Here is a 14,581-nt window from a genome sequence, read left to right on the forward strand (position 1 = left end):
ATGGAAAAAACGTATTCAAGTGTCTGGAATAATTGTCTTTCGATTATCAAAGATAATATACCAGCGCAAAGTTTCAAGACCTGGTTTGAACCTGTGAAAGCAGTCCGTTTGGAGGGTGACGTTTTGACTATTCAAGTTCCTAGCTTATTTTTTTACGAGTGGTTGGAAGAACACTATGTAGGTATTCTTCGCAAGACCGTAAAGAAGTTTCTGGGAGAGCAAGGTAGATTGGAATACAATATTGTAGTTGAGAAGTCATCGGCTTCTCATCCCTATACGACTAATCTTCCATCGAATGGCAATGGGGCAGAGGGTAAGAGACAATCCATTCCTGTGCCGGTATCTTTGAATAGAGATATCAAAAATCCATTTGTTATTCCTGGATTAAAGAAATTGCAGGTTGACCCGCAATTGAATCAAAACTACACATTTGAGAATTTTATTGAAGGTGAATGTAACCGTCTTGCTCGTTCTGCAGGTTATGCCGTAGCAAACAAACCAGGAGGTACTTCATTCAACCCTTTAATGATCTATGGTGATGTAGGTTTGGGAAAGACACACCTTGCCCAGGCTATCGGTAATGAAATCAAAAGAAATCTTCCCGATAAGTTGGTCATTTATGTGTCCTGTGAGAAATTCTGTCAGCAGTTTGTGGATTCATTGAAAAATAACACCATCAATGATTTCGTAAATTTTTATCAGGCAATGGATGTAATCATCATGGATGATGTGCACAATTTTGCCGGTAAAGAGAAAACACAGGATATCTTCTTCCATATATTCAATCATTTGCATCAATCTGGAAAGCAAATCATTTTAACTTCCGATAAGGCACCTAAAGATTTAGCTGGTTTAGAGGAACGTTTGCTCAGTCGTTTTAAATGGGGATTATCTGCAGATATTCAAATTCCGGATCTTGAAACAAGAATGGCGATTTTGAAGAAAAAAATGTATTCTGACGGCATTGAGTTACCTGAAAATGTCGTGGAGTATGTAGCCACACAGATCGATAACAGTGTTCGTGAATTGGAAGGGGCAATGGTTTCGCTATTGGCTCAATCAACATTGAACAAAAAGGAAATTGATTTGGGACTGGCAAAATCGATGTTGAAGAATTTTGTGAAAAATACACATAAGGAAATTTCAATGGATTTTATTCAGAAATTAGTTTGTGAATACTTTGAAGTTCCTGTGGATATGGTAAAGTCAAAGGTCAGAAAACGTGAAATCGTGCAGGCCAGGCAAATTTCGATGTACTTAGCAAAAGCCCACACAAAATCTTCACTTAAATCAATCGGTGCATTCTTCGGAGGAAGAGATCATTCAACAGTCATCTATGCCTGTCAAACCGTTGAGGATTTAATTGAAACTGACAAGAAATTTAAAACTTATGTCAGCGACATTATGAAGAAATTGAAATCTTAATGTAGCTTGATATCGAGTTAAAGTAAAAAGGTTGTCTATCTAGACAGCCTTTTTTTGTACCCATGGAGTACGATATAATAAAAAAACCTCTGAATATGCCTAAGCATATCCAGAGGTTTAATACATTCCTCTCATTGAGTAGAATGATTATTGTTGTTGATTGCTGTTTTCGTTATTATTTTCCTTTTGTTCTGTTGCTGGTGTTGGGGTTGCGGGAATTTCTACCGCTGGCCGCTCTTCAATATATTTTTGAAAGGCTGCTTTTTGCTCATCAGTCAATAATAGCGCAATCTTGCTATCTGATTCACCCTGGAGTTTTGTAATGCTTTCTTTTTTTACCTCAGGAGTTGTGGTAGAATCCTGTATAAGCGCCGCTACTGCCTTTTCTTGATCCAATACAATTGTTGATACGGCTGTTTTTTGTTCATCATTCAGCGTAAGCTTGGTGACCAATTCGGTCACAACTTTGGTTGCATTTTCTTCTGGAGTCGCTTGCTGTGCGAAGGTTAGACTCATTGCCAGGAAAAATCCTAGACCGGTTAAAAATAACTTTTTCATGATGTTTAATTTTAAATGAAATTATTCAATGAATTTATTAACGTCTGTTTTTTTTTGTTTAATTCGTACTGGATTCTGTTTTAGAAGGTTCAGTAGGCGTAGGGACAGCTTTTGCCGGGCGTTCGGCAATTACCTTCTGATAGATGGTTTTTTGATCTTCCGTCAGTAATTGACTCACTTTGCCGTCTACTTCTGTTTGAAGTTTATTGAGGGTTTCACCTTTCGCAGCCGCAGTGGAAGTACTGTCTTTTAAAATTGTTTCTTCTGCTTTTGCTTGATCCAATAGAATGGAGGATATGGCAGTCTTCTGCTCATCGTTCAGATTCAGCTTCTGTACCAGCTCGGTAGTGGCTTTTGCCGCAGTTTCTTCTGGTGTGACCTGTTGGGCAAATGTTAGGCTAAGTGCCAGACACATCCCTATACCTGTTAAAATTAGCTTTTTCATATCTATTGTATTTAAAAAGTTACAACTATGATGTCTTGCTATAAAAACTGTCAAAGTCAATTTATATTGTATCAAGTATGTTACTTTAACAAATTTTTAACGCTAAATGTGGGTGTATGGTGTTTATTATCAGTTTAATAGGTGTTTTTGGCGTAGTATAACATAGACCTGCTATTGTTTTGTTCAAATAAAGGGCTAGGAAAGATGTTCAGTCTAAACTTGAGGAAATGTTTGCTTGGATAGATAAATAATGCTGGAAAGCTTTATAATGGTATGTATGGCTAAGTAATAGGGGCAATTGAATAACAGAAAATAATAACTGTGTTTATGTCATATATTAACACTATAAAAAAAGGTCGATTATAAATAACCGACCTTTCTATGCAATTAGTTTGAAGAACGTTTAGACATCCTATCCTTCATTTTTTCTTGCTGCTCATCAAATAATTTGACTTGGTCAGGAGTGAGCCAAGACTTTATTTTGGTCGCCTGCGCTTCTTGGAGCTGTTTGAATTTTTCCATATTGGCTTTGCGGTCTCCACCATCATTTTTTAGCGCTGCACGCTGTTGGGCATTGGCTAATGTAAGGTTATAGATGGAATCTTTTTGCACTTGATTAAGTGTAAGTAGTTTGTCCAGATGTTCTACACGCATCTTCGCATGTTCTTCTGGAGTCCGTTGTTGACGCTGCTGCGCAAAAGCTACGGTTGTAGCCAAAAGTAGGCCACTTATTGCCATTAAAGTTTTCTTTTTCATCGCCTTATATTTTAAGTTTACTTCTATTTTGAATATAAATTTGACGAAAAAGTTTACTAAAATATTAGCCCTTAACAAAATTTAAGGTTGATTAACACTTGAAGCAACAGTATCACTTAAAATATTACAAAACTGGGTACTTTGCCCTAAGTCATTAAATTTAATCCCTATTGGCAGATAAACAAGTTCTACCGTATCAAATAGCACATTATATGGTTTCAGCCGTTGATAGTCCTTCTCCGTTGTCAATAGGATTTTATTGTCACTATTTAGGGATTGGAATGTTTTTAAGATGCGGTCAATGTCTGCCTCGTCAAATGCATGGTGATCCCCAAAAGAAATATGATGGACTGATTTGGCTTTTTGGGTAATATGGTCTACCAACGGTTGTGGTTTGGCAATCCCTGTCACCAGGACGACATCTTTATTTTCGATATCAATCTGTTTTCCATTGGCATTCACTGGTTCAAAATAAGTTATATGGCTAAATGTGATCGGGGCTGTTCTGTTATAACGGCGCATTTTTTTTTCTATACGTATTTTGTCTTCATTAGAAATATTGGCGGGACATTTTGTAATGACTATGATTTGCGCCCGTTTGGATTCCATAAGTAAGTCTCTGAAATTTCCGGCGGGAAATACAAACATCGGTTGTGAAAAGGACCGGAAATCGAATAAGAGGATACTAAATAAAGGCGATAATTTTCGATGTTGATAAGCATCATCCAAAATAATAAGCTGATGATCCCCCTGAAGTTTTTCTATGCCCGTACAACGATCTTCGCATACTGCTACAGTGACATTTGGAAGCTTGTTTTTGAACTGTAAAGGTTCATCACCTACATCTGTCGCCAAAGAATCTATTTGCACCATCCGGAATCCTTTTGTTTTTCGACCATAACCTCTGCTGAGGATAGCTACGTTGTACTGCTTGCTAAGATAGGAGACAACAAATTCGGTCATGGGGCTTTTACCGGTACCGCCAACAGCTAAATTACCGATTACGATGGTAGGAATTTGGAAAGATCGAGCCGGTAGCAACTGAAAATCATAGAGCCGATTTCGTAACCATACGACTGACCCATAGATCAGCGAAAAAGGAAGAAGAAGATATCGTAGAAAAAGCCACATTATTTTGGTATTACTGTCAATCCAATATCTGTAATTTCTTTTAAAGGATTATCTCGCATATTCTGTTCAATGGATATTGTATATAATCCGGTGTCCGGAAATATATAATCTTTATGGAGAATAGCCTGCTGATTGTAAAGACTACCCGATGATTTTCCGGTCCACTTTCCATCGGATTTTGCCAATTTAACTTCCTTACGGAAGGTATATGTTTTCTTATTGGGACCCTGTTGGTAAATCAACACAAAGAGATTGGAAAAAGCATATTCTGGTGTATGACGTACATCCATATATACATCGTATTTCTTCGTATTGTCACTAATATGGAATTGAAAACTAGGATGTGAGGTATACAGCCATGTCTTATTTTCGATGGGTTTATTTTCATTTAGAATGGCAGTTTGGTCACAAGATGCCCATAAACCAATACTTAAAGTTCCAAAAAGAAAAGCCTTTAGTTTCATTTTAAATCTATAAAAATAGAATATGCCTAACATTTTAAGATTAGGCATATTTGTTTTATTCTGTTTTTGAGGAAGTGTTGTTATTGCCTCTGTTTTTATTTCTATGCCGATTAAAGCGTTTTTTAGGTCTATTATTTTGCCCTTCTTTATTCTCTTTGCCACCCGTTGCCGTAACAGCACTATCCGGATTGTTCTGCTGTTTAGCTACGGCCTGTTTTGGTGGATTTTGTTCAGCTTTATCGCTTTTCTGACCATTCTTATTTTCCGGTTTAGCGTTACTATTGCTTTTAGTTTTCCGCTTTTTCTTTCTCTTGTTACGGTCATCTAGGCGTGTTAAGCTATCCTGGCCGACTACATTTTCGTAATCGTAGTTGACAATCTTCTCCTCCCGGATATCTTCGGTCTCTATTGCGCTTGATATGGCCTCAGGTTTGATACCCTGCTTATTCATTTCGACAAGTTCTTTGACTTGTTGAACTGGCATTGCAATCCAGTTTTCTGCTCCGGGGAAAGAAAACCACATCATTTTTTTGAAGATATCGGTTTTCTGTAAATAAGCCACACCTTTTAGTGTTTCAATACGGTCAATATTGTTAGGAATGTCTTTCAGCGCATCCATGTAGCTGTCCAATTCATAATTGAGACAGCATTTCAATTTACCGCATTGCCCGGCTAGCTTTAACGTATTTAACGATAGATTCTGATAGCGCGCTGCTGAAGTGGATACGGTTTTAAAATCCGTCAGCCAGGTAGAGCAACAAAGTTCACGGCCACAGGATCCGATACCGCCAAGGCGGCTTGCCTCCTGGCGCATTCCGATCTGGCGCATTTCTATCCGTATACGGAATGCTTCGGCCATCTTCTTGATCAATTCACGAAAATCCACACGACCTTCGGCAGTATAATAAAACGTCGCTTTTGTTTTATCGCCCTGATAGTCTACATCAGAAATTTTCATGGATAAGCCCAGATCCAAAGCAAGCTTACGTGCCTTATGCATGGTTTCCCATTCCAGATCTTTTGCGGCATTATACTTTTCTACATCCACTTCATTTGGCTTCCGATAGATCTTTTTTGTGACCGATTCTGCGGTAACATTGTTCTTTTTCAATTGCAGCCTGACCAATTCACCCGTCAAAGAAACATGGCCAACGTCATATCCTCCCGTTGAGGGCTCTACAACGACCATCTCTCCCATTTCAAGGTATAAGTTGTCTACATTAATAAAGAAATCTTTTCGAGATCCCTTAAATCGTATTTCTACGATATTGAATGGTTTATAGTTTGATGGCATATCCATATCGGAAAGCCAGTCATATACATCTAATTTATTACATCCGCTAGTCATGCAAGAGCCATTATTTTGGCATCCTGCCGGTGTTCCACTTGCTGTGGTCGTACCGCAACCTCCGCCGGATGAGCAACTGCCACATCCCATAGTTTTCTATTTATATATATTGAGTTCCTTTCGGAAACGTTTTGTATTTGTATATTAATGTTAACTGCAAAGATAAATCTAAAAATAATATTTTGGGATTTGCATTTCTTTCTACAAAATAATGCGTTTCCTCAAATAGATTTATTGTTGCTTCAATTTGTTCTACTGTGTAATGTACTGCAAATTTTTGGACAAAATCCAATTCTTTTGCAGGTAAAAAGACAAGACTGGAGAGGCCTTCCTTAATCAAAATAATCTGGCGCATCATGTTGATGGCATAAAAAAGAAAGGTCTTTTGATTTTCACGGCCCATTTTGGATAAATCCTCTTCCACTAAAGAGATCATATTTGTGCCAGCATCCGATACGATAAATCGCAGCCAGTTTACCAAAATACCAAAATGATTATTGGTTTGTGTATTCAACTGATTAAGCGCTTCCTGCAAGTTGCCATCTGCTATAAAAGCTATTTCGGAGGCTTCCTGATCGGACAGGTGATGCGTTGTTTTCAAATATTGTGCGACTTCGGCATGGTCCAGTTTTTTTATTTTGACCAGCTGTGTCCGTGAGATAATGGTGTTTAAAATTTTATCCTGGTTTTCAGCCACCAGAATAAACAACGTTTTTTCGGGCGGTTCTTCAATCAATTTCAATAAGGCATTGCCTTGGGCATCCAAGTATTCAGGCAACCACATGATCAACACTTTATATTCAGCCTCAAATGCTTTAAGGCTCAATTTCTTGATGATACCATGTGCTTCGGCAATATTGATATTGACCTGCTTATTGTCTGCATCCAGTTGATTGCGCCAGTATTCCAATCCCATGTAAGGATTAGTCAAAAAGGACTTTCGCCAGTTTTCAGCGTAATCAGCTGCTGTATCTTCTTTGTGTTTGGCAATAAAGGGATAAGACATATGCAAATCCGGATGAATCAGCTTGCTATATTTTCGACAAGATGGACATTCGCCGCAACTATCCGTAGCGTGTTTATTTTCACAGTTTAAAAATTGAGCATAGGCATAGGCCAGTGCAAGGCTTCCTGAACCCTCTGGGCCTAAAAATAATTGCGCATGGCTCACACGGTTTTCATGAACCGTATGAACAAGATGTTCTTTGATGTCTTTATGCCCAATGATATCTTTAAACTGCATACACTACTGCTATTATACAAATGTAATAAATATTGTGATTTATCAGGGCGTATTTGTTTTCTATACTTTTGAAAGCGTGCTTATTAATTGAAATACAATTGCTTAATTAAGTGCTCTAAATCTGTGTTTGTGGAAAGAAAGGCGTTTACAAAACGGAAAAATATTGATTAATTTGTGTATTATTGCACATAATAATTAGTAATTAGGAAATGAGATTCATTGTATCAACATCAATTTTATTAAAGCAGTTACAAGCTATCAATGGAGCATCTAGTACAAGTACTGTTTTACCAATTCTGGAAAACTTTCTTTTTGAAATAAAAGACAATAACTTGACTATTTCTGCTACGGATCTACAGACAAGTATGGTTACTTCTTTACCGATTGAGGCAAAAGAAGAAGGAAGAGTAGCTATGCCTTCAAAGATCTTGATAGAAACATTAAAAACTCTTCCCGATCAGCCTGTTGCTTTTTCGGTAGACATGAATACATTGGCTATTGAGATCAGTGCAGGTGATGGTAAATATAAATTGAGCGGAGAAAATGCAGATGATTTTCCTAAAATTCCTTCGATTGACAATGGATCTATTATCCAGATGCCAGCTCCAGTACTTTCTGAAGCGATCAGCAAGACCATCTTTGCGGTAAGTAATGATGAATTAAGACCGGCGATGTCTGGAGTTTTGGTTCAATTGGCTGAGAAAAATGTGACTTTTGTCTCGACAGATGCACATAAACTGGTACGTTACACCAGATCGGATATCAGTGCTGAAAAACCAGCTTCACTTATTTTACCTAAGAAGGCACTTTCTTTACTAAAATCGTCATTGCCTTCGGATGATACAAAAGTATCTATTGAGTATAATCAGACCAATGCATTTTTTAGTTTTGGCAATATCAATCTGATCTGCCGTTTGATCGATGAGCGCTATCCTGATTATGCTGCGGTGATTCCCCAGCTCAATCCGAACAAACTGACGGTTGATAGATTGCTTTTCTTAAATACATTAAGAAGGGTTGTTATTTTCGCCAATAAAACCACACACCAGGTACGGTTGAAGATATCAGGTAGTGAATTGAATATCTCGGCTGAAGATCTGGATTTCTCCAACGAAGCACATGAGCGTTTGTCCTGTCAGTTTGAAGGGGATGATATGGAAATAGGTTTTAATGCCAAGTTTTTGGTTGAGATGTTAAACAACCTTGAAAGTGAAGAGGTCGTTATCGAAATGAGTACGCCAAATCGTGCAGGCTTGTTGATTCCTGCTACTTCAGAGGATCATGAAGATATTTTGATGCTGGTTATGCCTGTAATGTTGAATAACGCTTAATCTTCTGATCAGCTTTGGAACTAATTACACATCTTCTTGACTTTATTCTCCATATTGATAAACATTTGGTTGAGATTGTCAATGACTATCAGTTATGGACATACCTTATTCTGTTTCTGATCATTTTTGTTGAAACAGGGGTGGTTGTCATGCCTTTCTTACCCGGAGATTCCTTATTGTTTGCTGCGGGAATGCTAGCCGCACAGCCAAATGAATTGAATGTCTGGCTAATGATATTGATTTTATTGATCGCTGCGGTAACCGGTGATTCACTCAACTACTCCATCGGAAAGCATTTTGGAATGCGATTGACCAAATTCAAGCTTTTTGGCAAACAGGTTGTCAAAGATGAGCAGATTGCCAAAACACACGCTTTTTATGAAAAGTATGGTAGTAAAACAATTGTAATTGCTCGTTTTGTACCTATTGTACGCACATTAGCACCATTTGTTGGTGGTATCGGAAAGATGAATTATGGTACTTTCATTACATACAATGTTGTTGGAGCAATATTATGGGTAGGAGGTATTACACTAGCGGGCTATTTTTTGGGCAATATCCCAATTATTAGAGATAACTTTTCGAAGGTGGTACTGCTGATCATTTTCCTATCGGTATTACCTATTATATTTGAGTTGGTAAAAGAGAAAATAAAAACAAAGAAGGGGATCCAATAGGATTCCCTTTTTAATTTGTTGCCTATGGAAGTCGTTTCTCAACTGGTCGATTTTATCCTGCATATTGATCAACACTTGTTGCAGATCGTCAATACCTATGCAGGATGGACTTATTTCATTCTATTCTTGATTATCTTTGCTGAAACAGGATTTGTTGTTACACCGTTCCTTCCGGGAGATTCAGTTTTATTTGCTTTAGGTGCCATTATTGCGCGACCGGAAAGCAATCTTTCACTGTCCCTTTTCTTATTTATTCTTATCTGTGCGGCGATTTCTGGCGATTTTGTTAATTATGAGATCGGCAAATATTTTGGAATCCGGGTTTTTAAACCTGACTCAAAAATTTTTAAACCATCCTATCTTCTGAAGACGCAGGATTTCTATGCTAAATATGGTACTAAGACCATTGTTTATGCGCGTTTTGTCCCCATTGTCAGGACCTTTGCCCCTTTTGTAGCGGGTATTGGCAAGATGCCATACAGCATTTTCGGTAAATATAATATACTAGGAGGCATAGTGTGGGTATCCTTATTTATTCTGGCGGGTTACCTTTTTGGACAGATTCCTTTTTTCAGGAATAACTTTTCCTGGGTTGTATTAGCGATCATATTTATCAGTCTAATACCCATGTTGATACAGTTTTTAGCCGTTAAAAGGTCAAAAAAAGATTAAACGTTAAATACTAAATTCAGTCTTTTAAGGTTAAAGGATTGGTATGAAATATTTCATTTTAGCGTTTACCTTATTTGTCGCGCAGCTTACATTGGCACAACGTGTCAAAGTCGATCGTCATCAGGCAAAAGAAGCCTTTGATCTGTTGAATAAAATTCGAACAAATCCAGAGCGATATAAAAAGGAACTGAAGCTTTTTAATTTACATAAGATTACCCGAACAAAGCTTAATTGGAATAAACAGCTTGCCGAGGTAGCGGAATACCGGGCCAAGGATATGGCTAAACGGTCTTATTTTGATCATGTTTCTCCGGAGGGCTATGGACCCAATTATTTTATTGAAGAAGCCGGATACGAGTTAAATCAGTCTTGGCTAAAAAAAAGGAGCGCCAATAACTTTGAATCCATTGCTGCTAATCGCGCCAGTGCGACTGATGCGATAAAAGCGTTAATCATAGGAAAAGAAGCACCCGGTTATCATCACCGTACGCATCTGCTAGGGATGGATCGATGGAACGCATCGCTGTATGATATTGGAATCGGTTATGTTAAGTGTAAGGGGGCCAAACCTTATGAAAGCTATCTCGTTGTTATTATTGCAAAGCATGATTGGTAAAGAAAATGAAAAATCATACCTTTGCATATGATAAAATCCATGACAGGATATGGCACGGCTTCCAAAGAGAACGGTAAAGTCAAATATAGTGTCGAAATAAAGTCCTTAAATTCAAAATTTCTTGAATTAAATCTTCGTCTGCCCAAAGTAGTTTCGGACAAAGAGCTGACCTTGCGCACAGAGTGCAGTAAGCTTCTTGAACGCGGCAAAGTTAATCTGAACGTAACCGTAGAATATACTGATCAAACAGCCAAGGCCTCATCTATCAACGCTGATTTACTGAAAAAATATTACGGTCAATTGCAGCAGATCGCAAATGAGCTAAATGATACGCATGTCAATCTATTTGAATTGGCGTTAAATATGCCCGAAGTTGTCACCAACAACGACGATACCGTTGATGATGAAGAATCGAGCGTATTGATGGATGCTTTTTATGATGCGGTCCAACATTTCAATACATTCCGTGAGGACGAAGGAAATGTATTGGCTCAAGATCTAAAAAAGCGAGCTGAGCTGATTTTGATTTATTTGAGTGAGGTCGAAGGTCTGGAAGTTGAGCGTATCCCCTTGATCAGACAGCGTATAGAACAATTTCTCAATGATAGTGTGGGTAAAGAGAACGTGGATCAGAATCGTTTTGAACAGGAGCTTGTTTACTATATAGACAAATTAGATGTCACTGAAGAGAAAGTTAGGTTGCGTTCCCACTGCAATTATTTCCTGAAAGCCTTTGATTCTGCCGATTCCAATGGTAAGAAATTAGGGTTTATCTCCCAAGAGATGGGCCGTGAAATCAATACCTTGGGATCCAAAGCTAATCATGCCGGAATACAACAGATCGTGGTTAGAATGAAAGAAGAACTAGAAAAAATAAAAGAGCAGTTGCTCAACGTATTATAAGGATGAGCGGTAAATTAATTATTTTCTCGGCACCATCAGGAGCGGGAAAAACAACTATAGTAAGAGACCTTTTAAGTAAACATGGGGATAAAATAGAATTTTCTATTTCTGCGAGTACCCGCGATCCAAGGGGGCAGGAGGTCGATGGAAAAGACTACTATTTTATGTCCAAAGAAGAATTTTTGCATAAAGTTGCCAAACAGGAGTTTATCGAATTTGAAGAAGTCTATTCGGGTACATTTTATGGTACGTTGCGTTCCGAGATCGAACGTATCTGGAAAGAGGGTAAAAATGTTATTTTCGATATTGATGTCGTCGGAGGATTACGCCTGAAATCTAAATTTCCGGATCAGGCAATCTCTATATTTGTACAGCCACCTTCATTAGAAGTGCTGAAAGAACGCCTTACCGGACGTGGCACAGATTCAGAAGAAAAGTTGCAGGAAAGATTTGCCAAAGCGGAACTGGAGCTTACCTATGCGAATAAGTTTGATGTGATCTTGAATAATTTTGATCTAGCAACAGCTTGCGCTGAAGCAGAAGAAATTGTAATGGGTTTCATCAATAAATAAAAAGCTAAATGAAAAAGATTGGTTTGTTCTTTGGTTCTTTTAATCCGGTGCATGTCGGGCATTTGATTATAGCAAATTACATGGCCAATTTTACCGGGCTGGATGAAGTATGGTTTGTGGTATCTCCACAGAATCCATTTAAGAAAAAATCAACTTTAGCGGATCCCTATGATCGTTTGGAAATGCTCAATCTAGCAGTTGAGGATTGCGAACATTTGCGCGTGAGCGATATCGAATTCCATTTGCCGGTACCATCCTATACCATAGACACCTTAACGCATCTGAAGGAAAAATATCCAACTAGAGAATTTGTGCTTCTGATGGGGGAGGATATCTTAGAATCATTGGAAAAATGGAAGAATGCCGAGATTATTTTGCGTGATTATCATATTTATGTGTATCCTCGGCCGGGCTACGACGGAGGGAAACTAAAGGATCATCCGGCTATAACCATGACTGATACGCCATTAATGGAGCTTTCTTCAACGTTTTTACGAAAGGCAATCAAAGAAAATAAGAATATTCAGTTTTTCACACCGCAAAAAGTGATTGATTTTATAGACAAAAAGGGCCTTTATTCCTAAAAGGCCATATTCTTAAGAAGAGTTTACTCCCTGGATTTCATAAGAGATTCAGGGATTTTTTGTTTTCCTATGGTTGGAAAGCTTATTGGAGAGGCCCTGATTTTGAATAGCTATACATCAGGCTTAATATAATCTGTGGTTTTGGATTTAACAAATGGAATTGTTTTTGGTAAGAATAATTTCTTTACTTTTAAATAGCATTATGTATACGATATGAGGAGTTTAATTTTATTATTTATCTGCCTAAGCCATTGGACCTGTGGCTTTGCACAGACAGGAGATGAGACGGGAAGTGATTATATCATGGACCCCGCTGCCATTGAATTCAGAACAAAGATGACGATACCTCCATATGGTTTGGCAAAGGTGAAAGCAATGATCGCCAAGTTGGCACCGGTGGAAGATAAAGACGGTTCAGATACTGGGTTACTGGCACTCTCAGCGACGGATTTTAAGAATTTAAGTTTACGTGAAAAATTTACGTATACCATGATTCATGCTGAGGTATATGCCCAGAATTGCGATATACCAGAAAATCAGAAGGCTATAGATCAAAAAATATTTGGTAAGTTGCTCGGTGGTTTTAATGAAGCCTGGTGGTCAGAAAGACAGACTGATTTTCTGGAGGAAAACAGGGATTCGGTCATGAAACTGATCCAGGAATCTGTTTTGAGAAGCAAACGAATGGGCGTGAATTATAAAGAGGCGATCGAACAGATCAATGGCTGGCAAATGATTCCATTTATCATTGAATATGCAAAGAAAACCCCGAAAGATAAGGATGCGTTGACTTTGTTGCTGTTACTAATGAAACGTGGCGAGTATAGCGAATTTATGAAGTCCACATCCTTCAAAAAGCTATATGGAGAGACGAGTAATTACTACTCCTATTTAGATTATAATAAGGAGAATGAAGCGTTAATATATCGTAGAGCAATTGGATATTACAATGAGAAAAAAGGTAGATAAATTAGGGGGCTGCTATAAAAAACGTCAAAATCAGTGAGGAAAGCATTATCCATATTGATCTTGTTTCTCTTGAGCTATATATCATTAGTAGGCCAGGAGAAGGGATATGTTTTAATCCCCGGGGGGGATTATCAAGTGGGGGATACGATGAGTCTGGATAATCCGAAAAGAACAGTACAAATTGAACCTTTTTGGATTGCTCAATACGAACTGACCAATGCCGAATTTGAAAAATTTGTACAGGCGACGAATTACCGGACCTTGGCCGAACGCTATCATAATGCCATGGTATTTGAGCCCGGGCTTGCGGAGTTCAGGTGGCTGCAGGACAGCACCGCTTATTGGCGTTTTCCGAATGGCATAAGCCGTGGCGGTATACAGGACAAAATGGATCATCCCGTTACCTGTCTATCTTTTAAAGATGTATTGGCCTATTGTGCTTGGGCTGATTGCAGATTACCTACTTTGGAGGAGTGGGAAGTCGCTGCGCGAGCGGGTGATGACGGTCGTTATTTTGAAGGGGTGAATAAAGAAAATATAGGGCAATACGCGAATATATGGCATGGTAGCGATCATCTTAAAGCAGACTATTCGGATGGGCATATGTATACTTCTCCGGTAGGGACTTTTAAACCAAATCCATGGGGGCTTTACGATGTATTTGGTAATGTATTTGAATTCTGTTCGGGCAAACTAAATAGGGATGGGGAGCGCGCTGTGGCTCATGCAAGAGGTGGCTCATGGTGGTGCAGCAAAAGGAGCTGTTCGGCCTTCAATACGGTTTATATCGGCTCTGTCAGCCCAAACGCGTCCTTCAGCAATCTTGGATTTAGGGTCGTAAAAAAAGCCTTTATCCCAAAGGATAAAGACTTTTAAAACAAGAAATC

The 14,581-nt window shown here is 38.5% G+C and carries 17 protein-coding genes; 10 read left to right on the top strand and 7 right to left on the bottom strand.

Annotation, left to right across the window (positions count from 1 at the left end):
• On the top strand, positions 1 to 1,425 hold the full coding sequence (dnaA, locus tag G6053_RS00005) for a chromosomal replication initiator protein DnaA (RefSeq protein ID WP_104384755.1): 1,425 nt from the start codon (positions 1 to 3) through the stop codon (positions 1,423 to 1,425).
• A gap of 147 nt (positions 1,426 to 1,572) precedes the next feature.
• On the opposite strand, the gene G6053_RS00010 is transcribed toward dnaA, so the two are convergent.
• The 7 genes from G6053_RS00010 to G6053_RS00040 form a co-directional block, all read right to left on the bottom strand.
• A complete protein-coding gene (locus G6053_RS00010) occupies positions 1,573 to 1,983 on the bottom strand; it encodes a hypothetical protein (protein ID WP_108635416.1) in 411 nt (136 codons plus the stop codon).
• Positions 1,984 to 2,041: 58 nt separating this feature from the next.
• Positions 2,042 to 2,428: a hypothetical protein gene (locus G6053_RS00015; protein ID WP_165305120.1), complete on the bottom strand. Its 387-nt coding sequence runs from the start codon at positions 2,426 to 2,428 to the stop codon at positions 2,042 to 2,044.
• A 387-nt stretch (positions 2,429 to 2,815) separates the two neighbouring features.
• Positions 2,816 to 3,184: a hypothetical protein gene (locus tag G6053_RS00020; protein WP_165305121.1), complete on the bottom strand. Its 369-nt coding sequence runs from the start codon at positions 3,182 to 3,184 to the stop codon at positions 2,816 to 2,818.
• A gap of 81 nt (positions 3,185 to 3,265) precedes the next feature.
• Positions 3,266 to 4,315, bottom strand: a complete 1,050-nt coding sequence (gene lpxK / locus G6053_RS00025; RefSeq protein WP_165305122.1) for a tetraacyldisaccharide 4'-kinase — start codon at positions 4,313 to 4,315, stop codon at positions 3,266 to 3,268.
• Positions 4,315 to 4,779, bottom strand: coding sequence for a gliding motility lipoprotein GldH (locus G6053_RS00030; RefSeq protein ID WP_165305123.1), 465 nt, complete (start codon positions 4,777 to 4,779; stop codon positions 4,315 to 4,317). The genes lpxK and G6053_RS00030 overlap by 1 nt, the downstream gene beginning before the upstream one ends.
• A 55-nt stretch (positions 4,780 to 4,834) precedes the next feature.
• A complete protein-coding gene (ricT, locus tag G6053_RS00035) occupies positions 4,835 to 6,217 on the bottom strand; it encodes a regulatory iron-sulfur-containing complex subunit RicT (RefSeq protein WP_181390621.1) in 1,383 nt (460 codons plus the stop codon).
• Between the two features lie 10 nt (positions 6,218 to 6,227).
• A complete protein-coding gene (locus tag G6053_RS00040) occupies positions 6,228 to 7,370 on the bottom strand; it encodes a hypothetical protein (RefSeq protein WP_165305124.1) in 1,143 nt (380 codons plus the stop codon).
• Between the two features lie 209 nt (positions 7,371 to 7,579).
• Between G6053_RS00040 and dnaN the strand changes: the two genes are divergently transcribed.
• From dnaN to G6053_RS00085, 9 genes are all read left to right on the top strand, one after another.
• Positions 7,580 to 8,701 carry a DNA polymerase III subunit beta gene (gene dnaN, locus G6053_RS00045; protein WP_108635409.1) on the top strand — a complete coding sequence of 374 codons (1,122 nt, stop codon included), beginning with the start codon at positions 7,580 to 7,582 and terminating at the stop codon, positions 8,699 to 8,701.
• 14 nt (positions 8,702 to 8,715) lie between these two features.
• On the top strand, positions 8,716 to 9,378 hold the full coding sequence (locus G6053_RS00050) for a DedA family protein (RefSeq protein WP_108635408.1): 663 nt from the start codon (positions 8,716 to 8,718) through the stop codon (positions 9,376 to 9,378).
• Between the two features lie 24 nt (positions 9,379 to 9,402).
• Positions 9,403 to 10,050 (top strand): DedA family protein, encoded by a 648-nt coding sequence (locus G6053_RS00055; RefSeq protein WP_165305125.1) that lies wholly within the window; start codon positions 9,403 to 9,405, stop codon positions 10,048 to 10,050.
• A gap of 43 nt (positions 10,051 to 10,093) precedes the next feature.
• Positions 10,094 to 10,666 (top strand): CAP domain-containing protein, encoded by a 573-nt coding sequence (locus G6053_RS00060; RefSeq protein WP_108635406.1) that lies wholly within the window; start codon positions 10,094 to 10,096, stop codon positions 10,664 to 10,666.
• A gap of 27 nt (positions 10,667 to 10,693) precedes the next feature.
• A complete protein-coding gene (locus G6053_RS00065) occupies positions 10,694 to 11,569 on the top strand; it encodes a YicC/YloC family endoribonuclease (RefSeq protein WP_108635405.1) in 876 nt (291 codons plus the stop codon).
• Between the two features lie 2 nt (positions 11,570 to 11,571).
• Positions 11,572 to 12,141: a guanylate kinase gene (gene gmk, locus G6053_RS00070; protein WP_108635404.1), complete on the top strand. Its 570-nt coding sequence runs from the start codon at positions 11,572 to 11,574 to the stop codon at positions 12,139 to 12,141.
• 8 nt (positions 12,142 to 12,149) lie between these two features.
• Positions 12,150 to 12,725, top strand: coding sequence for a nicotinate (nicotinamide) nucleotide adenylyltransferase (gene nadD / locus G6053_RS00075; RefSeq protein WP_104384741.1), 576 nt, complete (start codon positions 12,150 to 12,152; stop codon positions 12,723 to 12,725).
• 213 nt (positions 12,726 to 12,938) lie between these two features.
• Positions 12,939 to 13,694: a hypothetical protein gene (locus G6053_RS00080; protein WP_165305126.1), complete on the top strand. Its 756-nt coding sequence runs from the start codon at positions 12,939 to 12,941 to the stop codon at positions 13,692 to 13,694.
• 33 nt (positions 13,695 to 13,727) lie between these two features.
• Positions 13,728 to 14,570, top strand: a complete 843-nt coding sequence (locus tag G6053_RS00085; protein ID WP_206531841.1) for an SUMF1/EgtB/PvdO family nonheme iron enzyme — start codon at positions 13,728 to 13,730, stop codon at positions 14,568 to 14,570.
• The last annotated feature ends 11 nt before the right edge of the window (positions 14,571 to 14,581 follow it).

Origin of the sequence: Sphingobacterium sp. DR205 (assembly GCF_011064245.1) — a bacterium.
GTDB lineage: Bacteria > Bacteroidota > Bacteroidia > Sphingobacteriales > Sphingobacteriaceae > Sphingobacterium > Sphingobacterium athyrii.